Below are 23,385 nucleotides of genomic sequence, written 5' to 3' on the forward strand. Positions count from 1 at the left end.
ATTATACATGGAAGAAGGACATGTTGTTAATGATGAAATTTCATTAAAAGAATTAGTAGTAAAGTTAAAAGAGTGGTATTTTTACCTCTTATCTCAATGGAAAATTATTGTTTTCGTTGCGTTAATGGGTTCTATTATTGGTTTCGTGTATTCATTAACTAAAAAGCCAATTTATACAGCAACATTAACCTTTGCCTTAGAAGATGAAAAAGCAGGAGGAGGATTAGGAGGTGCTTTAGGACTTGCAAGTTCATTCGGAATTGATATTGGAGGAGGAGGTGGAAGTATATTTTCTGGTTCAAATTTGACAGAACTTTTTAAATCACGCTCAATGGTAGAGGAAACTTTACTTAATCCAGTTACAGTAAATGGAAAAGTTATTTCTTTAGCAGAAATGTATATTCAAAATAACGAGTGGAGAGATAAATGGAATAAAAATCCAAAATTAAAGAATATTGTTTTTTTGCCTAATACCGATCGTAAATATTTTACTCGAGTGCATGATAGTATATTAGGAACAATATATCAAAGTCTGTCTAAAAATTCTTTATCAGTCGCTCAGAAAGATAAAAAAATCGCTATTATTTCAATGGACGTAGCTTCTAATAATGAATTATTTTCACTTTATTTTTGTAGAGCATTAGCAAAACAAGTTGGCCAATTTTACATTGAAACCAAAAGTAAAAAAGCTCGCATTAATATGGAAATTTTAGAACATCAAGTTGATTCTGTTCGTTCTGAATTAAACGGTGCTATAACTGGAGTAGCTGTAGCTAACGATAATACTTTTAATTTAAACCCTGCTCTTAATGTTCGCAGGGCACCTTCTGTTCGTAGACAAGTAGACGTACAAGCAAATACAGCTATTCTAACAGAATTGGTAAAGCAATCGGAGTTGTCTAAAGTAACACTGAGAAAAGAAACACCCTTGATTCAAATTATAGATGAACCAATTTTGCCTTTGCCAATAGAAAAATTTGGGAAAGCAAAAGGAATTTTAATTGGAGGGTTTATATCAGGGTTTTTAATAGTCTTAGCACTTATTATACGAAGAATTTTTAAGAGTTTTGTTTAATTTATGCTGTGTTTTAATAAAAAAACAAATTGAAATATGAAAATAGGTATAACTTTTAGTGCGTTTGATTTGTTGCATGCTGGGCATATTAAAATGTTGGAAGAAGCTAAGAGACATTGCGACTATTTAATAGTTGGTTTACAAACTGATCCAACGCTAGATCGTCCAGAAAAAAATCGACCAGCACAAACGGTTGTGGAAAGATATATACAATTAAAAGGTTGTAAGTTTGTGGATGAGATTGTTCCTTATGCAACAGAACAAGATTTAGAAGATATATTGCGTTCATTTAAAATAGATGTGCGCATAGTAGGAGATGAATATAGAGAAAAGGACTTTACTGGCAGAATGTATTGTGAATCAAAAGGCATAGAATTGTATTTTAATGCTAGAGATCATCGATTTTCAAGTTCAGGTTTAAGGAGAGATGTTGCTAATAAAGAATTGTTAAAAAGTATCTAAAATTACCAGCAGTAAAATTTTGAGTGGAGAATTGAAATGATTCTACACTAAAGTATAATTTGATTCATGAAGTTGTTAATTATGAAGATTGTTTGGCTAATAAAGATTGATTGAACCAGAAGAAAATAAAAAATAAATGTTAATAAAATCTTTAAAAGCAAAATCAGGAGAGTTATTAAATCATCAAGGATTTATGAAGTATTTTTCAAATACTTCTTGGCTCTTTGGAGAGAAGGTTTTGAGACTAAGTATTGGTGTTTTTGTTGGTATTTGGGTTGCTAGATATTTAGGGCCTCAGAAATTCGGAATGCTCAATTATGCGCAGAGTTTTGTTGGACTTTTTGCAGTTACGGCTGGTTTAGGTCTTGATGGTATAGTCGTTCGCGAATTAATTAAAAATGAAGATAGAGCAGAAGAATTATTAGGGACGACATTTTATTTAAAATTAATAGGAGCAATAGCTTCAATTGTTCTATTAGTTATTGCTGTTGCATTTATGTCTAATGATAATTACACAAATACACTTTTTTTTGTTATTGCAAGTGCAACTTTGTTTCAGACTTTTAATGTTATAGATTTTTACTTCCAATCAAAAGTACTTAGTCGGTATGTAGTATATGCTAATACAATTTCGTTATTGATTTCCAGTGTCATAAAAATAATACTGATTATAAATAAAGCATCTCTTTTAAGTTTTGCTTGGGTCATACTCTCAGATAGTATTGTTTTAGCTCTAGGTTTTATTTATTTTTTTTTAAAAAAAACACAGTTTAAAACACAAAATTTTAGATTTAGAAAAGAAACGGCTTTAAGTTTATTGAAAGACAGCTGGCCACTTTTTTTGAGTGGTATAGTTATTTCAATTTATATGAAGATTGATCAAGTTATAATTAATCAATTACTTGGTCCAGAAGAAGTCGGTCAATATGCTGCAGCAATTAGATTAAGTGAAGCTTGGTATTTCATTCCAATGGTAATAGCTTCTTCATTGTTTCCTGCTATTATAAGCGCAAAAAAACAAAGTGAAGAATTGTATAATTCGAGACTTCAAAAATTATACGATTTAATGGTGTGGATGTCAATTATTATTGCCTTACCAATGACATTTTTAAGTAATTGGATAGTAGAAATTCTATATGGTGGCCAATATGACGAGGCAGGTAGTGTTCTAATGATTCATATTTGGACAGGTGTTTTTGTTTTTTTAGGTGTCGCGTTTAGTGGATATTTAACAGCAGAAAATAAAACTAAAAAAGCCTTTTATCGAACTTTGTTAGGAGCGGTATTAAATGTAATCCTTAATTATGTTTTGATACCGATTTATGGTATTTGTGGATCTGCTATTGCTACCTTAATTGGACAATTTTTTGCCAATTATGTATACGATATATTTGACAAAGATTTGTATCAACAACTTAAAATGAAAACGAAGTCTTTTTTTCCTATTCATATTCTTAAAATGTATAAGTAGTAATACTATTTTTGAGAAGGATAGTTTTGTATTCAGTTTACATTAGAACTATTTTTAGTTATAAAAATCTTTATTTTTTAAATAAGCAAAATTTAATATATAATTTAAATGAAAAAAAAAATATTAGTAACAGGAGGAGCTGGATTTGTTGGGTCGAACCTTTGCGAGAGATTAGCAAAAGATGATAATAATGATGTATATTCTTTAGATAATTATTTTACTGGTAGTTATGAAAATCATGTTGATAATGTTACATATATCGAAGGTTTAACCGCCGATATTGATAAGCTTATTGATTTTAATCCGGATATTATTTATCATCTTGGAGAATATTCGAGAGTAGAGCAAAGTTTTGACGATATTGAGCAAGTTTGGAAATTTAATAAAGACGGAATTTTTGCTGTTCTAGAATTTGTCCGAAAAACAGGCGCTAAAATCGTGTATGCTGGTAGTAGTACAAAATTTGGTGATGGGGGACTAGGAAGAAGCGCAAGCCCATATGCTTGGACTAAGGCATCTAATACAGAACTTGTTCAGAATTATGGAGCATGGTTTAATATACCATATGCAATCACGTATTTTTATAATGTGTACGGAAATAGAGAAATTCAAACAGGAAAATATGCTACTTTGATTGCTCTTTTCAAGGATAGAATGCTTAAAAATGAGCCATTGACGATAGTAAAACCCGGTACACAAAAAAGAAATTTTACTCATATAGATGATATAATAAATGGTTTAGTTCTTGTTGGTGAAAATGGTTACGGTGATGAATTCGGTATTGGCAGCCCAGAAGCCTATAGCATACTTGAAATTGCTGAAATGTTTGGAAAAGAAATCATAATGCTTCCTGAACGTAAAGGAAATAGAATGACAGCAGATGTAATCTCTTCTAAGACAGAGGCTCTTGGATGGAAGCCAACAATGGTTATAAAGGATTACATTGAAGATTTAAAGAAAAGTAAATTTGAAGCAATTTAAAATCATGGAAGAAATTAGTACATTTAAGCCTACACAAGATTTAAAAACACCAGTCCTTTTTTTAGTTTTTAACCGTCTTGATACAACGATTCAAGTATTTGAATCAATTCGTCAAGCGAAACCTCCAAAGCTTTACATTGCGGCAGATGGTGCGAGAGAATCTGTTAAAGATGAAACAGATAAAGTTAATCAAGTAAGAGATTATGTAACAGCAAACATAGATTGGGATTGTGAAGTAAAAACTCTTTTTCGTGAAAAAAACTTAGGTTGTAAAATAGCGGTAAGTAGCGCTATAGATTGGTTTTTTGAAAATGAAGAGATGGGAATTATAGTAGAAGATGACTGCTTGCCAACTTTGAGTTTTTTTTGGTTTTGTGAAAAAATGTTAAATGAGCATCGAAATGATGAGCGTATAATGATGATTAGTGGTACAAATTATTTTCTCGATATAAGAGACACCATAAATAATGATTATTTCTACTCAAGACATTTTACCATCTGGGGATGGGCGACATGGAGAAGAGCATGGGGCAAATATGATGTTAAAATGCAAACTTGGAGAAAAGAAGTGCAACCTGAAGACTTGAAATTTGTTAGCGATCGAATGTATGTCGTTAAACATTTTGAGAAAATGTTTGATTTAATTTATAATAACACTTTAAATACGTGGGATATTCAATGGGTATATACCTGTTTGTTTAATTATGGTCTTTGTTTAACTCCTTCGATTAATATGATTCATAACATTGGAGTAGATGGAACTCATACCACGGGAGATGTAACGGATAGTCATTTTTTAAAATCGCATGATTTTGATTCTGTAGATGAGATTAAAACAAACCCATTTATATTTCCAAATGAATATTATGATGCTAGATTGCATTTTGAGAAATCACTTCCTTCATATAAGGATCAGAAACTAAGAGATGTTTTAAAGAAAATGCATTTGTTTAAAACCGCGAAATATGTAAAGAATATTATTTCGAAATGAATTCTTTAAAAAAATACATAAAAAAAAGATTTCCTAGCTTTTTTTCCTTATTTCGTTCGGGCTATTTGCTTTACAATAATAGTAAGAGAATTAAAAATTTTTATAAAACGAATTATAAGAAAAATGCACTTTTGACTTATATCACTGTCCCTTTTATAAAAGATTCATTTGTCCATACAAACTATTTTGAGGCAAAATCTTGGGCAAAGATATTATCAGAACTAGGTTATAATATCGATGTGGTCAATTATGAGTATAATAGTGAATTAGACTTATCGAAATATGATATTATATGTGGTTTTGGAAATGTTTTTCAAAAATATTTTGAAGGATCCTACAATAAAAAAATAAAAACGATTTATTATGGAACGGGTATGCATGTCTGTCATCAAAATCATGCGACTTTGCAACGAATAAAAAACGTATATGATCATAAGGGAATTTGGTTAGGAAAATCTGCTCGTTTTGTTGAAAAAACTTGGACCCATCAAACTTCTCTGGTTGATGGAATAATTGCTTTGGGAAATGATAAGTGTGCAGATTCTTTCAAAAAATATTATGAGGGAAAAGTGCTTGCGGTACCAGCTCCATTTTATCATATCCATAATGCCGAAGAATTAATTAATCAAAGATCTGTCGAAGCAAATAAAAATTTTCTTTGGTTTGGCAGTTCAGGATTGATTCATAAAGGTTTAGATTTACTGTTAGATTATTTCTCTAATAATCCAGATTTAACACTTCATGTTTGCGGTCCAATCGATAAGGAGGTTGATTTTGTAAATGTTTACAGAAAAGAATTGTTTGAAAATAAAAATATAATTACATATGGATTTCTGGATATAAATAGTGAAACGTTTGTAGAAATATTAAAAAAATGTTCATTTGTTGTTTTTCCTTCTTGTTCAGAAGGAGGTTCACCTTCAGTTCTTACAGTTGTAGGTAACGGTGGCTTAATACCAATTATTTCCCATGAAACAACAGTTTCAACTGCTAATGAGATTTGGATAGAAAAATTAACATATGAAGGTATCGAGCAATCAATAAAAATGGCAATATCACTAGATGGGGCTACTATTAAAAAGATGCAAATAGATAATTATGAGTTTGTGAAAGAACACAATTCGACAAGTAATTATTATAACGAACTTAAATCTGCAATAACTTCATTAGTTGTAGGTTCATAGCCAAAAATGAATACGTAATATGAAAGTACTTTTTGATCATCAGATATTTACTGCACAAAAGTATGGAGGAATTTCCAGATATATTTTTGAACTTATCAAGAGACTTAAAATTGTAGAAAATTTTGACATAGAGGTACCGTTATTAATCTCAAATAATAACTATTTTACAAAAGATCACAATTCTATTTTTAGATTTTTCTTTCTGGATCGAAAATTCAAGGGAAAACAAAAAATAATGACAGTAGTGAATCAGTTAAATACAGTTAATCAATTAAAAAAGCAAAATTTTGATCTTTTCCACCCTACATATTATGATCCCTTTTTCTTAAAATATATTGGTAATACTCCATTTGTATTGACAGTACATGATATGATCCACGAAAAATTTAATCATATGTTTTCTTCAAATGATTCTACTTCTAGAGATAAGAAGGCATTAATAGAAAAGGCTTCTAAAATTATTGCTGTTTCTGAAAGCACTAAAAGAGATCTTATAGAAATTTACGGATTAGAAGAATCAATGATTAAAGTGATATATCTAGGGAATTCTTTAGTGTATGATCCAAATGTTGTTATTGATATAGATATTCCTAAGAAGTACTTACTTTTTGTTGGTTCTAGAAGAAGCTATAAGAACTTCGACAAATTTGTTAGTGCTACCAGTGAAATTTTATTAAATGATAAAGAACTTTCTCTTTTATGTGCAGGTGGAGGTAAATTTAGCGCAGATGAAATGACTTTTTTTGCAAATCTTAATATTTCAAATCAAGTTTTTCAATATGATTTAAGTGATTTTAATTTAGCATACTTTTACAAACATGCAAAATTATTTGTGTTTCCATCACTATATGAAGGATTTGGAATTCCGATTTTAGAAGCATTTGCAAGTGAATGTCCTTTAGTGTGTAGCAATACAAGTTCTTTGCCCGAGATTGCAGGTAATGCAGCTCAATACTTCGATCCAAATGATGAAAATTCAATTAAAAATGCTGTAAAGAATGTTTTAAATGATGAAACATTAAGAACTAAACTAATCCAAGATGGAAAAGAAAGGCTTAAATTTTTTTCCTGGGAAAAAACAGCATTCCAGACAGCCGAAGTTTATAAAAGCATTTTTCAACAGAAAAATATTTGAAAACTGTAGTGATAAATAATTAAACTTACAGTTAATATATTTACTAGAAGCTAGAATTAAGTAAAAGTAAAATTATTCCTTTAAGAGCTAAAGCTCTATATGTATTTCAGAAATTAATATATTGATAGAGACTTGATTAATGATTCAAAATAGTTAGGTCAAATGAAGTTGTTAAATCTTATCAATTATATTTCAGTAAAAATAGAGTTTTAGATTGGAATTATAATTTTCATTTTATGATATTTTAGATGAATTAATCAGTCAAGCTTTATAATGTTAGTAATTTTTTTATTTTCTTTAATAAATATCTTATATATTATATTTTTAAAGATAATTTTTAAAAAACTATTAAACCCTCTTAGTATAATTATATTATGGTGGGCTTTTTGGGTTGTTATTTCGTATGCAGGATTAACAGATCTATATAAACCTGATGAATATGTTCTTCTCTTGGTTTTTCTGTTAAATAGCGGTTTGCTATTTGGAAGTTTTTTTGGAGTTTTTATATGTAGCGGAAGAAAATATCATAAAGAATTGTATAAATTTAAAGATGATATTTTTGAAAATAAAATAAAAAAAATATTTGATAAGACATATAAAATTGTTCTTCCTATAGTATTATTCTTTTTTTTAAAGGCTATTTATATACTTGCAACTAAAGGAGTTGAAGGTTATAGAGGACTTACTTTTTCAGATGGGGATAATGAAGGTATTTTATTTGGCAATCCATATTTGGAGATTTTATATAGTTTAACAATAAGTCCGTATATTCTATTTTATTTACTAGTTGGAGTATATTTATTTATTTTCAAAGGCGAAAAAAAAATATTTTATGTTGGTTCTCTTCTTATGTTTTTAGAGTCAACAATGCGTTTAGGAAGATTTGGTCTTTATTATATTTTAATGATGACATTTATTGCTTTCATACTAAATCCTACTAAAAGTAAAGCAATCAAAACCAAATTTAAAAAAATAATACTAACATTTACCCTAATTTTACTTGTTGTGGGAGGCTTGAGAGAAAGTAATTTCGGGAATGTTTTGTACAAAAGTATATTTGAGTATCACACAGTTGGATTTACTTTGTTAAGTAACGAGCTTGATGATCCCTCCTCTAAATTAAATAACAATATGAGTTATGGTATGGGAACATTGGGAGGAATGGATTATGTATCTACGTTATTCATTAGAAGATTTTCTCCAACCTATGATTCTCATTATTCATACATGGTAAAAGATCATCATTTACCCGTAGAAACCGGATACGATAGAAATGGATATCCTATATATCATAACGCCTTTTATACAATGCTATTTACACTTTATGCAGATGGCAGAGAGTTTTTTGTTTTCTTTATTCCCTTGCTTATAGGAGTTTTTATGGGGTTTTATTATGCAAAATTTAAAAAAACAAACTATATTTTTGATTTCCTAATAGTCTTGTTTTTTATGTTTGTTTTTATTTTTTCATTATTTCAAAGTATGCTTCAATCACATATTGTATTTTTAGCATTGATGATCTTACTTTATATTGGTAGAAAAGTAAATAAACATAAGTTTGATTGTAAATAAATTTATTACGTATAATTTAAGATGATAAAAGTAAGTGTTGTTACTGTTGTTTTTAATGGAGAGAAATTTCTAGAGCAGACAATTCAAAGTGTTTTAAATCAGACACATAAAAATATTGAATATATAATAATTGATGGTGGCTCCAAGGATAAAACTATTGATATCATTAAGAAATATGAAGACAGATTAGCTTACTGGGTAAGTGAAAAAGATCATGGTATTTACGATGCCATGAATAAAGGAATTCTAAAAGCAACTGGGGAATTGGTAGGTCTCATTAATTCGGATGATTTTTACAGCGATAATACAAGTATTGAAAATATTGTTACGGCCTATCAGAATAATAATTCTCCAGATGTTCTCTATGGGAATATGAAATTTTTTAATCCAGAAACAAATCAGTTTAAAATCATATACCCATCAATTTCAGCTTTGAAAACAGATATGACTTTAAATCATCCAACGTGTTTTTTAAAGACAGAATTATATAAAAGCAAGTTGTTTGATATCAATTTTAGAATTTGTGCAGATTATGATTTGATTCTATTTTTCTACACAAATGGTAAAAAATTATTATATGTTGATAAAATTATTACTACAATGAGGATTGGAGGAGCATCTGATAATTTTAAACTAAGTACTAAAGAAGTATTTCTAGTACAAAAAAAGTACTTTTCTCTATTCTTAGCATCAAAAAACTATGTTATTAGACATACTAAAAGATTTTTGAAAAATATTCTATTGATACTAGTTTCTGGTGAGAAAATAGAATCTATAAAAGGATTTAATAAATGAATATACTTTTAATAGGAACATTAGATGGAGTATCGGGTGGAGTTGCACAATATGTTCAGAATATTGTAAATAATACAGAGTCTATCAATGTTAATTTTACTTTAGGTTCTTTAATTGGCGAAAAAGATAAGGAGAAGTATTGTAAAGTCAATTTTGAGCAATTTGACATGAGATACAGGATTTTTGAAATTAGTAGACGATTAAAAGAATTACATGATATAGTTGTTAGAAATTCAATATCTATAATTCATGCACATACACAGAGAGCGGGACTCATAGCCACGCTCTATAGTATAAAGTATGGAATTAAAGTTGTATATACTCCACATGGTTTGCGATACACTCAACTTAAAGGTCTAAATGCAATAATTCATAAGTATTTTGATATGTTTATTTTGAGTAATATTGATCTTATAACAGTATTGTCGAATAGTGAGCTAAATAGTGTTAAAAAAATAAATAATAAAGTTGCAGTTAATAAAGTAAATACAAGAATAGAGCATTGCGAAATAACTTCCACTAAAACACAAAATTTTAATCAGATAGTAATGGTTGGATCATGTGAAGAAAGAAAACAACCTTTGTTATTTATTGAAATCGCAAAAAAATGTAAACTTGAAAAAACAAAATTTATTTGGATAGGTAATGGCGATCAATTTGAGGAATGTAATAATTACGCGCAAGAGTTTATGCCCGATAAATTATACTTTCTTGGTCAAAAAGAAAATTTGGAAACAAAGCAAATTTTAAGCAATTCAGATTTATTATTATTTAGTTCAAAACAAGAAGGTTTCCCTATTACAATTTTAGAAGCGATGATGCTAAAGACACCTGTAGTTTCAAATGATTTCTTTGGAGTAGAAGATATTCTTAGAAACGAAGATACTGGTTTAGTTTTTAATAATTCTAATATAGATCACGCAGCACATCTTATAGAAAAAGTTTTAACAGATCAAAAATTAAGGGATTCATTAATAATAAATGGATATCGCTATTATGAAGATAATCATTCTTCATTAAAACTTTTTTCAAATGAATTTGTTACTTTTTATAAAAATTTGATATGATTTCTATTCGTTTAGCGGGAGGTTTAGGAAACCAAATATTTATGCTTGGTGCAGCATTGTTACTTGCAGAAAAAAATAATGCAAAAAAAATCATCTGCGATATAAGCTATTTAGGTAAGTACGAGACTAAAAGAAAAAATGAACTTTTAAATTTCTTTGATTTTCAAAAATTAAACTTAGAAGTTGAGTTTCGAAAATCAATTATTACAAAATATAGAATACCAAGAATGTTCCCTTTAAGGCTATCTAGATTCCCTTTTGTTAGTGATAAAAATTTTCAAACAGTTCTAAAAAAAACTAATAAGAAATTTTTATTAGTTGATGGATATTTTCAAAATTGTTTAAGCCAAACTGATTTAAATGTTGAAATAGAAATTCTTAAAAATATTTTCATAAAAAAGGATTTTGAAAATATTAACTCATGTGTAGTACATATTAGAGGAGGAGATTTTATTAAACTAGGAATTAATGACGTAGCACCTAAAAGTTATTATTATAAAGCTATGCAGTTTATGATGAAAAATCATAATATTGATGAATTTAATATTGTGACAGATGATAAAGAATATGCTGCTGGAATTATGGAAGATTTAAATGTTAAGTATAATTTTGTTGGAGGTACTATGTATGAAGATTTTTATTTGATCGGAAAATTTAATTATAGAATTCTTTCGTCTAGCACATTTTCGTTTTGGGCAAGTGCTTTATCAAATAATGAACAAAGTGTTGTTATTGGTCCTGAATTTTGGATTCCAAATGATAGAAGAGATATTAAATTGCCTAACGAAATAAAAATTTAATTATCTTAAAAAACTATTTTATTAATAATGATTATGTCAAACTTTTCTGTTGTAATATCTGTTTATTTTAAAGAAAATCCTATTTTTTTAAGGCAATCTTTGGAATCAGTTATTAATCAAACTTTAAGACCAAATGAAATAGTTTTAGTTAAGGATGGACCATTAAAAGAGGAACTAGATTCTTTAATTGATGAATATGAAAAGAATTATTCAGAAATTTTTAAAGTAATTGCCTTGCCTGAAAATAAAGGACTTGCTAATGCCCTTAATATTGGAATAAAAAATGCAAAAAATTCATTAATAGCAAGAATGGATTCAGATGATATTTGTTTTAATGATAGGTTTGAAAAGCAGTTAAAGGCCTTAAATGAATTAGATTTGGATATCGTCGGGGGACAAATTACAGAATTTGGAAAAGATATAAATGAAGTAATATCACATAGAATAGTGCCTTGCGAACACTCAGAAATTGTAAAGCTACTGAAGTTTAGATCTCCATTTTCTCACCCAACTATTTTATTTAAAAAAGAAGTTTTTAATGATTTAAATGGTTATGATTCTTCAATTTTTCCAGAAGACTACGATTTTTTTGTTCGAGCATATTTAAAAAACTACAAATTCGGAAATGTTCCAGATGAAGTTTTATGGTTTAGACTAGGAGAAAACAAATCAGATGCTATAAAAAGGAGATGGGGTATATCTTATGCAAGAAATGAATTTAATTTATACAGGAAATTTTTAAACATTAACTTTTATAATTATTTTGATTTTTTAAAAGTTATTTTGTTAAAACTCCCAATTAGATTACTGCCTTTTTTTATGTTTAAATTTATTTATTTTAAAATGGCGAGGTAATGAAAGAAAGTATTTCAAATCAAAAGGTATTAATAACTGGTTTGTCTGGATTTGTAGGATCTAATCTTAAAAGATATTTAGAAGATGATTATCAAATAGAACCACTTAGTATTCGTTTTATTCCAAACCAAAAATTTGTTTTTGCTTGTAATGCCATTGTTCATTTAGCAGGAAAAGCTCATGACTTGAAAAAAGTTTCTGTTCCAAATGAATATTATGATGCAAATTTTGAATTAACAAAACAGTTATTTGATGCTTTTTTAATCTCAGAATCAAGTGTATTTATTTTTATGAGTACTGTTAAAGCAGTTGCAGATAAAGTAGATGGAATTTTAACAGAAGATACAATTCCAATGCCCAAAACTCATTATGGAATTGCAAAACAAAAAGCCGAAGAATATATTTTAAATAAAGAACTTCCTAAAGAAAAAAGAGTTTATATACTTAGACCATGTATGGTACATGGTCCAGGAAATAAAGGAAATTTAAATTTATTATATAAAATTGTAGCAAGTGGGTTACCTTGGCCATTAGGAGTTTTTCAAAATCAAAGATCCTTTTTAAGTATTGAAAATCTTTGTTATGTTATTAAAGAATTTATAGGAAATCAAAAAATACCTTCAGGAATTTATAATGTGGCTGATGATGAATCTATATCGACTAATCAATTAATCAGGATATTAGGGAAAAGCTTGAATCAGAAAACCAATATATGGAATATAAATTCAAACCTTATAAAAGCAATTGCAAAAACTGGAGACATCTTACATTTGCCTTTAAATTCAGAACGTTTAGAAAAGTTGACAGAAAGCTATGTAGTAAGTAATAAAAAAGTAATTAATACTTTAGGAAAGCCATTGCCGATTGATGCCAAAATTGGATTAATAAAAACTTTTGAATCATTTAGAAACTAAAAAATATAAAACTAAAAAATATAAAAATGAAAGTAGCGCTTATAACAGGAATTACAGGACAAGACGGATCTTATTTAGCAGAGCTATTGCTGGAAAAAGGTTATAAGGTCCATGGTGTAAAAAGAAGGGCTTCTTCTTTTAATACACAACGTATTGATCACATTTATCAAGATCAACATGAAACACATGTGAATTTTAAGTTGCACTACGGAGATTTGACAGATTCAACTAACGTTATTAGAATTATTCAAGAAGTACAGCCTGATGAAATCTATAATTTAGGAGCAATGAGCCACGTAAAAGTGTCTTTTGATTCTCCTGAATATGTTGCTAATGTTGACGGAATTGGTACGCTGAGAATCTTAGAAGCTGTTCGTATTTTAGGATTAGAAAAGAAAACCCGTATTTATCAGGCATCAACATCTGAATTATATGGTGGACTAGCTGAGAATAAAAATGAAAAAGGTCTTTATGACGAAAATTCACCATTCTATCCTCGTTCACCATATGGAGTAGCAAAAATTTATGGTTTTTGGATTACTAAAAACTATAGAGAAGCATATGATATTTTTGCTTGTAATGGAATTTTGTTTAATCATGAATCACCACGTAGAGGAGAAACTTTTGTAACTCGTAAAATAACAATGGCTACAGCGGCTATTGCACTAGGAGAACAAGATTGCTTGTATTTAGGTAACTTAGATGCACAACGTGATTGGGGTCATGCAAAAGATTACGTAGAAGCTATGTGGCGTATTTTACAACAAGATGTTGCAGAAGATTATGTTATTGCTATGGGAGAAACAACTTATGTACGTGATTTTGTAAAAATGTCATTTGCTGAAGTTGGAATTGAAATTGAATTTAGAGGAGAAGGTGTTGACGAAAAAGGATATGTTGCATCATGTAGTAATCCTGATTATCAAATCGAAATTGGTAAACAAGTAATTGCTGTTGATCCGCAATACTTCCGTCCAACAGAAGTAGATTTACTTATTGGTGATCCTACTAAATCAAAAACAAAATTAGGATGGGTTCCTAAATATGATTTGGCTGGATTAGTTAAAGAAATGATGATATCTGATCTTGATTATGTAAAAAGAGAAAAGATGTTAAATGAAGTAAGATCTGCAATTAGATATTAATTAAAATAAATCAGAATAATTTATATTCTTGACATAGAATTATCATTATGAATTTAGAAGATAAAATTTATATAGCTGGACATCGCGGTATGGTGGGTTCAGCTATTTTACGCCAATTAAAAGCTAAAGGATATACCAATTTTGTGCTTAAAAAATCATCAGAGCTAGATTTAAGAAATCAGCAAGCTGTAGCAGATTTTTTTGCCGAAGAAAAACCAGATTATGTTTTTTTAGCGGCTGCAAAAGTTGGTGGTATTATCGCTAATAATACTTACAGAGGAGATTTTATTTATGAAAACCTGATGATACAAAATAACGTGATTCATCAGTCATATTTGCATGATGTAAAGAAATTGATGTTTTTAGGTTCTTCATGTATTTATCCTAAAATGGCGCCTCAGCCTTTAAAAGAAGAGTACATGCTGACAGGAGAATTAGAACCTACTAACGAGCCTTATGCTATTGCAAAAATTGCAGGAATAAAAATGTGTGATGCTTATAGAGATCAATTCGGTTGTAATTTTATCTCTGTTATGCCAACAAACTTGTATGGTCCTAATGACAATTACGATTTAAAGAATTCACACGTTCTTCCAGCAATGTTAAGAAAATTTATTACTGCCAAACGTAATAATGAATCTTCTGTCACCATTTGGGGAACAGGAAGCCCAAAAAGAGAATTTTTACATGCAGATGATCTTGCAGAAGCTTGCTTGTATTTGATGGAAAACTACAACGAACAAGGATTAGTAAATATTGGAGTAGGAGAAGATATCTCAATTTTAGATTTGGCCATTTTAGTTAAAAAAATAGTTGGTTTTGAAGGAGAAATTTTAACAGACACTTCTAAACCGGATGGTACGCCTCGTAAATTAATGGATGTTTCCAAATTGAATAGTTTTGGCTGGAAAGCAAAAACAAGTTTGGAAGAAGGTATTCAGAAAGTTTATGATGAAATCAAAGATAATAACTGGGAATAATTTCATAAAGTGGAATATACAATTTTAGGAATTATTTTAATGATCATTATGCTGCTTTATTTTAAAGTAGCCGATCGTTTTAATATAATTGACAAACCTAACCAAAGGAGTTCACACACAGAGGTAACTTTAAGAGGAGGCGGAATTATTTTCTGGTTTTCGGCTTTGCTTTATTTTGTTCAACATATCCAAACAAATTATTTTTTCTTTACAGGAATAACATTAGTGAGTTTGGTCAGTTTTTGGGATGATATTCAAAGTCTATCCAATAAAATAAGAATTTCGATTCATTTTCTTTCCATCACCTTGATTTTTTTCGACCTGGGACTGTTCAGTTTATTTCCAATTTGGGGTATTGCAATAGCATATGTTTTAGCAATTGGCTTGATTAATGCGTATAACTTCATGGATGGAATTAATGGTATAACAGGTCTTTATACTCTAGCGGTTATGGGCTCGTTGTTGTACGTAAATACAAAACTCCAACTTTTTACTGATGGAAGCTTTATAAAATATGCAATGATTGCAAGCTTAATATTTTTGTTTTTCAATTATAGGAAAAAAGCAAAATGCTTTGCTGGTGATGTTGGAAGTATAGCGATAGCTTTTTGGGTTATCTACTTAGTTTTAAAACTTGTTCTTGTCACAGAATCAATTATTTGGTTATTGTTCTTAGCCGTATATGGCGTTGATGCAATTTGTACAATTATTCACAGATTGTATTTGAAACAAAATATATTTGAAGCTCATCGTTTGCATTTTTATCAGATTTTAAGCAATGAATATAAAATGCAACATAGATTAGTTGCTTTAATATATGGATTAACACAAGTTGCGATTTCGTTTTTGGTTGTAAGTCTTTATCAAAAAATCAATGATGGAATCATTTTTTTAATTATCATTTTGCCCTTACTTATCATTTATACATTAAAGTTTTATTTGTTAAATAGAAGCAATTTAAAATTAAGAGTATGAAACCGAAAGTAATCCAAGGAGGAAGATTTGAAGACCAAAGAGGTAGTATTGCCTTTGTAAATGATTTTGATTTTTCTAATATCGAAAGGTTTTATATTATAAGTAACTCTCAACAAAATCCGGTGCGTGCGTGGCAAGGGCATAAATTAGATTCGAAAAATTTTTATTGTCTTTCAGGATCTTTTAAAATTCATTTTGTTCAAATTGATGATTGGGAAAATCCTTCTAAAGATTTGATCATAGAATCCGTTTTAGTTTCTGAGTTAGATAGTAAAGTTATTCATATTCCTGCAGGTTATGCAAATGCGGTGGAATCTTTAGAAGAAAATTCGAAATTAATATCATTTTCTACATTACCGTTAGCAAACGTAAATGAAGATGATGTACGTTATCCATCAGACTATTGGCAAATATAATGGATAAAGATAGAATTTATTTGTCGTTATCTAAAGAAAGTGGTTTTGAACAAGAATACATTCAAAAAGCTTTAAATTCAAATTGGATTACTTCTGGAGGACCAAACGTAAATGAATTTGAAAATGAACTTCAAAGTTATTTTGGAAAAGAATCATATGTAGCAGCATTAAATTCTGGAACATCTGCTATACATCTAGCATTAATACTATCAGGTGTTAAAGATGGAGATGAAGTAATATGTCAAAGTATGACATTTTCAGCTTCAGCAAATCCGATTTTGTATCAGAATGCAATTCCAGTATTCGTAGATAGCGAGCACGAAACGTGGAATATCTGTCCAGAGAATCTTGAAATTGCGATAAAAGACAGAATCCTAAAAGGTAAAAAGCCAAAGGCTATAATTGCAGTTCATTTATATGGTACACCTTATAAAGTCGACGAAGTTCATGCAATTGCTGAAAAATATGAAATACCAATCATCGAAGATAGTGCCGAAGCACTTGGAAGTAGATATAGGGGAAAGAAATGTGGTGATTTTGGTACTTTCGGAATAATTTCATTTAATGGAAATAAAATTATTACAACATCTAGCGGAGGAGTATTAATTGTCAATTCAAGAGAAGAAAAAGAAAAAGCAATATTTTATGCTACTCAATCTAAAGATAAAGCGGTTCATTATCAGCATAGTGAATTAGGATATAATTATAGAATGAGCAATATCTGTGCAGGAATAGGTCTTGGGCAGTTAAAAATATTAGAAGAGAATATTCTGGCAAGAAGAAGTAATCACTTATTTTATAAAGAAATTTTCAAAGGAATTAAAAATGCAAAACTTTTTGATAATGTAAATGAAGACTTTTTTTCAAATTATTGGTTAAATACAATAGTATTAGAAACAAAAGTAGAAAGAGAGAATTTAAGAATTGCTTTTGAAAATGCAAACATAGAAAGTCGTCCTTTATGGAAACCAATGCATTTACAACCACTTTTTGAAAAATATCCTTATTACGGGAATAAAGTTGCAGAAAACTTATTTCAAAAGGGCTTGTGTTTACCATCTGGATCAAATTTAACAAACAAAGATAAAATTAGAATTAAGGAAGTTATACATAATTTCTTTATCTGATTATTACTAAAATATGAAAATCGAAAAAACATTTATAAAAGATTTATTAATTGTAGAACCGACTGTTCTTGGAGATGAGAGAGGATATTTTTTTGAATCTTATAGTAAAACAAAGTTTGAAGATTTAGGTATTCATATTAATTTTGTTCAGGATAATCAATCTTTCTCTAAAAAAGGTACTTTAAGAGGTTTGCATTATCAAAATCCTCCTTTTGCACAAACAAAATTAGTGCGTGTATTAGAGGGAGAAATTATTGATGTTGCGGTAGATCTAAGAAAAGATTCTCCAACTTATGGAAAAGCATTTAGTATTTTATTATCGGCAGAGAATAAAAAACAATTATTAGTTCCACAAGGATTCGCTCATGGATTTTCAGTTATTAGTGAGACAGCTTCAGTAATTTATAAATGTGATCAATTTTATAATAAAGCTTCAGAAGGCGGAATTAAATTTGATGATCCATCTTTAAATATTGATTGGGGAATGAATTTAGAAGACGCTATAGTTTCTGAGAAAGATCAGATTCTTCCTTTTATTGAAAATTGTAACAGTTTGTTCTAATGAAAAAGATTCTTATAACTGGAGCAACAGGACAATTAGGAAGTGAACTTTCAGTTTTATCATCTAATTATCCTCAATATGAATGGGTATTTGCTGATAGAACAAAAGCTACTTTAAATAATTTAGAATTGCTTCAATCTCAAATAGAAGAGATTAAACCTGACTATATTTTTAATTGTGGTGCGTATACTGCTGTTGATAAAGCTGAATCTGAAAAAGATTTGGCATTTGTGATAAATCAATATGCGGTAGCATTAATTGCAAAATATACCGCAGAAAACAATGCGAAATTAATTCATATTTCGACAGATTACGTTTTTGATGGATCTTCTTCGATTGCTTTAAACGAAGAGGCAGAAACAAATCCAATAAATATTTATGGAGAAAGTAAACTAGCTGGAGAGAAGGCTTGTTTAAAAGAAAATCCAGAATCAATTATTATCAGAACTTCTTGGGTATACAGTAAGTTCGGCAATAATTTTGTGAAAACCATGCAAAGATTAATGCAGGAAAGAGAAGAAATAAATGTTGTAAATGATCAGATAGGCTCTCCTACATATGCAGCTGATTTAGCCCAAGCAATGATTGATATAGTTCAATCTTCAAAATGGATTTCAGGAATTTATAATTATTCTAATGAAGGTGAAATTAGCTGGTATGAATTCGCATTAAGCATTAAAGAACTTGGAAATTATAATTGTAAAGTAGGAGCAATATCATCTTTGTCTTATCCTACTCCTGCAAAACGACCTAATTTTTCGTTATTGGACAAAACAAAAATAAAATCGAATTATCATCTACATATTCCAACTTATAAAGAAAGTTTGAAGAAAATGTTTGTTTAGAAAAATGATTTAATAGCTCAGATTAAATTTTGAATGGAACTTTAAAATCAAAAATCAAATTTTATGAAAGGAATTATATTAGCTGGAGGTTCTGGAACTAGATTGCATCCTTTAACTTTAGCGGTAAGCAAACAATTAATGCCGGTTTATGATAAACCAATGATTTATTATCCATTGTCAACTTTAATGATGGCTGGAATAAATGAAATTTTAATTATTTCAACACCTCATGATTTGCCGCATTTTAAGAAACTTCTTGGAGATGGGAGTACAATTGGGTGCAAGTTTAGTTACGCTGAACAACCAAATCCTAATGGATTAGCTCAAGCTTTTGTGATTGGTGAAGAATTTATCGGAAAAGATAAAGTAGCTTTAGTGCTTGGAGACAACATTTTCTTCGGTACAAATATGCAACAACTCTTAAAAGATAATGTTGATCCGAATGGAGGCGTTGTTTTTGCATACCATGTTGCAGATCCTGAAAGGTATGGAGTGGTAGAATTTGATGAAAACAAAAATGCTATTTCAATTGAAGAGAAACCATTAGAACCAAAATCAAATTACGCAGTTCCGGGTTTATATTTCTATGATAATTCGGTTGTAGAAATTGCAAAAAATATTAAACCAAGTGCTAGAGGAGAATATGAAATCACTGATGTAAATAAAGTATATCTTCAAAAAGGACAATTAAAAGTTGGTATATTAAGTAGAGGAACTGCTTGGTTAGATACGGGAACTTTTAATAGTTTAATGCAAGCAGGACAATTTGTTCAGGTTTTAGAAGAAAGACAAGGATTAAAAGTTGGTTGTATTGAAGAAATTGCATGGAGACAAGGTTTTATCGATGATAATCGCCTTGAAGAGCTAGCACAACCATTGCTTAAATCAGGCTATGGAACATATTTGATTGAATTTTTAAAACAAAAGAAAAAAGGTGTTAAAATTTAATTTGGCCCTCTAAGTAATTGTTTAAAACCTTTAATTTGTATTTTTGTATAAAGTTCAAATTTTACTGACTTAAATATAGCTCAATTGAATACAGACAAACCAAATAATATAACATCTTTGTTATATAAAACTTTTTCGCCACGAAATCTTAGGGCAAATATCAATAATTTGAGTTATCTGCCTAGGTGGATTATTATTGCTATTGATGTAATGGTTTTGTTTTTCTCATTCTCTTTTACTTATTTGCTTTTCGAAGGGACTGCGATAGGTTATATTATTACGTCACACGATTTTTATTTTGTTGGAAGTTTAATTCTAGTTAACATATTTTTCTTTTGGCTTTTTAGAACTTATTCAGGAATTATTAGACATTCATCATATATAGATGCGATAAAACTTTTGTTTTCTCAGATGTCAGTTTTGGTTTTTTTCTTGTTTATTAATTTAGTTTTCGAATTATATTCTGGTCATAAAGCCTTTTTAAATACAGCACTTTTCATCAACTTAGTTCTTTCTTTTTGTGGACTATTTTTATATCGTGTAATAGTAAAGCAGACTTTTGAAATGTATTTTTCAGAAAAAGCAACAACTAAATTGGTTAGAACCGTAATCTATGGTACAGATGCAAATGCAATATCTGTAGCAAATGCGTTAAAATTTGAAACTCCTTCTCGATTTAAAATTGTTGGTTTTGTAGATAAAAACAATCAGAATGCATCTAAGCGTATGCTGGATCTTCCAATTTTAATTTTACGAAAAAAACTTCCGGCTCTTATGCGATCTGTTGCTGCAGAAGGAGTGATTATTGCAGATAAAAGTTTAACGAAAGATGAACAGCTTATCATTGTTGATCAGTGTTTAGAATTCAATTATAGAGTATATACCGTTCCGTTGATTTCGGATTGGGAAAATCAAAAAGAAATTTCTCAAAAGGTAAAAAATATCCAAATTGAAGATTTACTAGAGAGAAAACCGATAGTTTTAGATAGTAAATCAATTTCTAAACAATTAAAAGATAAAACAATTTTAATTACCGGAGCTGCGGGTTCTATTGGAAGTGAAATTGTAAGACAGGTTTTAAATTTTAATCCTAAAAATGTTATTGTTGTTGATCATGCCGAAACACCTTTGCATAATTTATGCTTAGAAACACAAAGCATGAATGTAAATACTAAAATCGTAGCAGTTATTGCAGATGTTAGAAGTAAAAAGGCATTAGAAAAAGTGTTTAAAAATTACAATCCGCATGTTGTTTTCCATGCTGCGGCTTATAAACACGTACCTCTTATGGAGGAAAATCCTTCTCAGGCCATTCAAACCAATATAAAAGGAACAAAAAATCTAGCAGATTTGGCATGCAAATATCGTGTAAAGAAATTTGTAATGGTTTCTACAGATAAAGCGGTAAATCCTAGTAACGTAATGGGAGCCAGCAAAAGAATCGCTGAAAAATATGTTCAATCATTGTTCCTAAAAAATCAAAAAGAAAATGTAGAAGGTGGTACCAAATTTATCACAACTCGTTTTGGAAATGTTTTAGGTTCAAATGGTTCTGTTGTGCCGCTATTTACTAAACAAATTGCAGAAGGTGGTCCAGTAACCATCACACATCAAGATATTATTCGTTATTTTATGACCATTCCAGAAGCTTGTCAGCTGGTATTAGAAGCTGGAGCAATGGGTAACGGTGGAGAAATCTATATTTTCGATATGGGTAAACCTGTTCGAATTATCGACTTAGCTAAGAAAATGATTAAATTGGCTGGTTTCATTCCTGACAAAGAAATAAAAATCAAAATTGTTGGTTTAAGACCAGGCGAGAAGCTCTATGAAGAGTTATTAAATGATACTTCTAAAACGCTTCCAACGTATCATAACAAAATCATGATTGCGCAGGAAATTCAGGATGAGTATGAAAATCTTCATATTGATGTTGATGAACTTATTGGAATTGCTGATTTTTATGAAAATGATGATATAGTAGCTAAAATGAAAAAGATAGTTCCAGAATTTAAAAGTATGAATTCGACGTTTGAGGTTTTAGATAAATAATCTCATTTAATAATATATTCAAAATATAATCAAAAGGTGTTTTTTATAAAAAACACCTTTTGGCATTTTTAAACAAATTCTAAAATGTTAAAAATCTTGTTAATTTTTAATTTTTTTAATAACGCTTCCCTCTTATCGATCAAATGAATAATAAGGCTGATAAAACAAATGAATGGCTGTTTGAAATAACACCTAAGAATAAGTTTTTCTCACTAAATTTTAAAGAAATTTGGCAATATAGAGATTTACTGTTTCTTTTTGTTAAAAGAGATATTATAACGGTTTATAAGCAGACAGTGCTTGGCCCTTTATGGTATTTAATTCAGCCTTTGTTTACCTCAATAACATTTACGATTATTTTTAATAATGTTGCCGGAATTAAAACTGGATCTATTCCTCCATTTTTGTTTAATCTAGCCGGAATAATGGTGTGGAATTATTTTACATCTTGTCTTAGCGCAACTTCAGATACTTTTAAGTCTAATGCGGCTATATTTGGAAAAGTTTATTTTCCGAGAATTATAACTCCTTTATCAGTAGTAATTTCAAATTTAATAAAGTTCGGAATTCAATTTGGAATTTTTATTTTCTTCTATATTTTCTATTACTTTCAAGGTACAAATTTAAGCTTAAATGCGGCAATATTCTTTTTTCCAGTATTAATCGCATTTATGGGAATTCTTGGTCTTGGCTTAGGAATGTTGATTTCATCTATGGTAACAAAATATAGAGACTTAAATAATTTAGTCGGTTTTGGAATACAATTGCTGATGTATGTATCTGCTGTAATGTACCCAATGGAATTAATAAAAGAAAAACTTCCAAGATTTGGCTGGATTGTACAATATAATCCGTTAGCTTATGTGATAGAAACTTCTCGCTATATGCTTTTAAATACTGGAAACATATCTGTTTTAGGGTTATTATATACTATGGCAATTACGTTAACTGTTTTTTTTGGCGGATTATTGGTTTTTAACAAGACCGAAAAAAGTTTTATTGATACTGTATAAGATTAGTTATCAAAAAAAAG

Annotated in this window: 23 protein-coding genes; all 23 read left to right on the top strand. The window is 29.2% G+C overall.

All coding sequences use genetic code 11. The features are described from left to right. The first annotated feature begins 7 nt into the window (after nucleotides 1–7). The 23 genes from HNP35_RS17835 (at nucleotide 8) to HNP35_RS17945 (ending at nucleotide 23,365) form a co-directional block, all read left to right on the top strand. Nucleotides 8–1,075: a Wzz/FepE/Etk N-terminal domain-containing protein gene (locus HNP35_RS17835; RefSeq protein ID WP_184165514.1), complete on the top strand. Its 1,068-nt coding sequence runs from the start codon at nucleotides 8–10 to the stop codon at nucleotides 1,073–1,075. Between the two features lie 36 nt (nucleotides 1,076–1,111). Next, the gene (locus HNP35_RS17840; RefSeq protein ID WP_184165511.1) at nucleotides 1,112–1,537 is read left to right on the top strand and encodes an adenylyltransferase/cytidyltransferase family protein; all 426 of its coding nucleotides are present in this window, start codon (nucleotides 1,112–1,114) and stop codon (nucleotides 1,535–1,537) included. A 136-nt stretch (nucleotides 1,538–1,673) separates the two neighbouring features. After that, on the top strand, nucleotides 1,674–3,008 hold the full coding sequence (locus HNP35_RS17845) for a flippase (RefSeq protein ID WP_221433472.1): 1,335 nt from the start codon (nucleotides 1,674–1,676) through the stop codon (nucleotides 3,006–3,008). Nucleotides 3,009–3,116: 108 nt separating this feature from the next. Further along, the gene (locus HNP35_RS17850) at nucleotides 3,117–3,989 is read left to right on the top strand and encodes an NAD-dependent epimerase/dehydratase family protein (RefSeq protein ID WP_184165508.1); all 873 of its coding nucleotides are present in this window, start codon (nucleotides 3,117–3,119) and stop codon (nucleotides 3,987–3,989) included. 4 nt (nucleotides 3,990–3,993) lie between these two features. Next, on the top strand, nucleotides 3,994–4,980 hold the full coding sequence (locus HNP35_RS17855; protein WP_184165504.1) for a nucleotide-diphospho-sugar transferase: 987 nt from the start codon (nucleotides 3,994–3,996) through the stop codon (nucleotides 4,978–4,980). Then, nucleotides 4,977–6,164, top strand: a complete 1,188-nt coding sequence (locus HNP35_RS17860; RefSeq protein ID WP_184165502.1) for a glycosyltransferase — start codon at nucleotides 4,977–4,979, stop codon at nucleotides 6,162–6,164. Before HNP35_RS17855 ends, HNP35_RS17860 begins: the two co-directional genes overlap by 4 nt. 19 nt (nucleotides 6,165–6,183) lie before the next feature. Next, a complete protein-coding gene (locus HNP35_RS17865) occupies nucleotides 6,184–7,299 on the top strand; it encodes a glycosyltransferase family 4 protein (RefSeq protein WP_184165499.1) in 1,116 nt (371 codons plus the stop codon). Nucleotides 7,300–7,572: 273 nt separating this feature from the next. Next, on the top strand, nucleotides 7,573–8,871 hold the full coding sequence (locus HNP35_RS17870; RefSeq protein WP_184165496.1) for an O-antigen polymerase: 1,299 nt from the start codon (nucleotides 7,573–7,575) through the stop codon (nucleotides 8,869–8,871). Between the two features lie 21 nt (nucleotides 8,872–8,892). Further along, the gene (locus HNP35_RS17875; protein ID WP_184165493.1) at nucleotides 8,893–9,666 is read left to right on the top strand and encodes a glycosyltransferase family 2 protein; all 774 of its coding nucleotides are present in this window, start codon (nucleotides 8,893–8,895) and stop codon (nucleotides 9,664–9,666) included. Then, complete coding sequence (locus HNP35_RS17880) at nucleotides 9,663–10,733, top strand: glycosyltransferase family 4 protein (protein ID WP_184165490.1); 1,071 nt, start codon at nucleotides 9,663–9,665, stop codon at nucleotides 10,731–10,733. Before HNP35_RS17875 ends, HNP35_RS17880 begins: the two co-directional genes overlap by 4 nt. Next, nucleotides 10,730–11,533: an alpha-1,2-fucosyltransferase gene (locus HNP35_RS17885; protein ID WP_184165487.1), complete on the top strand. Its 804-nt coding sequence runs from the start codon at nucleotides 10,730–10,732 to the stop codon at nucleotides 11,531–11,533. Before HNP35_RS17880 ends, HNP35_RS17885 begins: the two co-directional genes overlap by 4 nt. A gap of 33 nt (nucleotides 11,534–11,566) precedes the next feature. Continuing rightward, complete coding sequence (locus tag HNP35_RS17890; RefSeq protein ID WP_184165484.1) at nucleotides 11,567–12,388, top strand: glycosyltransferase; 822 nt, start codon at nucleotides 11,567–11,569, stop codon at nucleotides 12,386–12,388. Next, nucleotides 12,388–13,302: an NAD-dependent epimerase/dehydratase family protein gene (locus HNP35_RS17895; protein WP_184165481.1), complete on the top strand. Its 915-nt coding sequence runs from the start codon at nucleotides 12,388–12,390 to the stop codon at nucleotides 13,300–13,302. Before HNP35_RS17890 ends, HNP35_RS17895 begins: the two co-directional genes overlap by 1 nt. Nucleotides 13,303–13,328: 26 nt before the next feature. After that, nucleotides 13,329–14,447 carry a GDP-mannose 4,6-dehydratase gene (gmd, locus tag HNP35_RS17900; RefSeq protein ID WP_184165478.1) on the top strand — a complete coding sequence of 373 codons (1,119 nt, stop codon included), beginning with the start codon at nucleotides 13,329–13,331 and terminating at the stop codon, nucleotides 14,445–14,447. Nucleotides 14,448–14,494: 47 nt separating this feature from the next. After that, nucleotides 14,495–15,427: a GDP-L-fucose synthase family protein gene (locus HNP35_RS17905; RefSeq protein WP_184165474.1), complete on the top strand. Its 933-nt coding sequence runs from the start codon at nucleotides 14,495–14,497 to the stop codon at nucleotides 15,425–15,427. Nucleotides 15,428–15,436: 9 nt separating this feature from the next. Then, on the top strand, nucleotides 15,437–16,402 hold the full coding sequence (locus HNP35_RS17910; protein WP_184165471.1) for an MraY family glycosyltransferase: 966 nt from the start codon (nucleotides 15,437–15,439) through the stop codon (nucleotides 16,400–16,402). Then, nucleotides 16,399–16,818 (top strand): WxcM-like domain-containing protein, encoded by a 420-nt coding sequence (locus HNP35_RS17915; protein ID WP_184165468.1) that lies wholly within the window; start codon nucleotides 16,399–16,401, stop codon nucleotides 16,816–16,818. Before HNP35_RS17910 ends, HNP35_RS17915 begins: the two co-directional genes overlap by 4 nt. Next, the gene (locus tag HNP35_RS17920; protein ID WP_184165465.1) at nucleotides 16,818–17,945 is read left to right on the top strand and encodes a DegT/DnrJ/EryC1/StrS family aminotransferase; all 1,128 of its coding nucleotides are present in this window, start codon (nucleotides 16,818–16,820) and stop codon (nucleotides 17,943–17,945) included. Before HNP35_RS17915 ends, HNP35_RS17920 begins: the two co-directional genes overlap by 1 nt. Nucleotides 17,946–17,958: 13 nt before the next feature. Beyond that, nucleotides 17,959–18,507, top strand: coding sequence for a dTDP-4-dehydrorhamnose 3,5-epimerase (gene rfbC / locus HNP35_RS17925; RefSeq protein ID WP_184165461.1), 549 nt, complete (start codon nucleotides 17,959–17,961; stop codon nucleotides 18,505–18,507). Beyond that, nucleotides 18,507–19,352 carry a dTDP-4-dehydrorhamnose reductase gene (gene rfbD / locus HNP35_RS17930; protein ID WP_184165458.1) on the top strand — a complete coding sequence of 282 codons (846 nt, stop codon included), beginning with the start codon at nucleotides 18,507–18,509 and terminating at the stop codon, nucleotides 19,350–19,352. The genes rfbC and rfbD overlap by 1 nt, the downstream gene beginning before the upstream one ends. A gap of 63 nt (nucleotides 19,353–19,415) precedes the next feature. Next, entirely contained in the window at nucleotides 19,416–20,300 is an 885-nt protein-coding gene (gene rfbA / locus HNP35_RS17935) for a glucose-1-phosphate thymidylyltransferase RfbA (protein ID WP_184165455.1), read from the top strand. Nucleotides 20,301–20,384: 84 nt separating this feature from the next. Beyond that, complete coding sequence (locus tag HNP35_RS17940; RefSeq protein WP_184165453.1) at nucleotides 20,385–22,352, top strand: polysaccharide biosynthesis protein; 1,968 nt, start codon at nucleotides 20,385–20,387, stop codon at nucleotides 22,350–22,352. A gap of 143 nt (nucleotides 22,353–22,495) precedes the next feature. Beyond that, a complete protein-coding gene (locus HNP35_RS17945; protein WP_184165450.1) occupies nucleotides 22,496–23,365 on the top strand; it encodes an ABC transporter permease in 870 nt (289 codons plus the stop codon). Nucleotides 23,366–23,385: the final 20 nt, after the last annotated feature.

It is taken from the genome of Flavobacterium notoginsengisoli (assembly GCF_014207905.1).
In the GTDB taxonomy this organism is placed as follows: Bacteria; Bacteroidota; Bacteroidia; order Flavobacteriales; family Flavobacteriaceae; genus Flavobacterium; species Flavobacterium notoginsengisoli_A.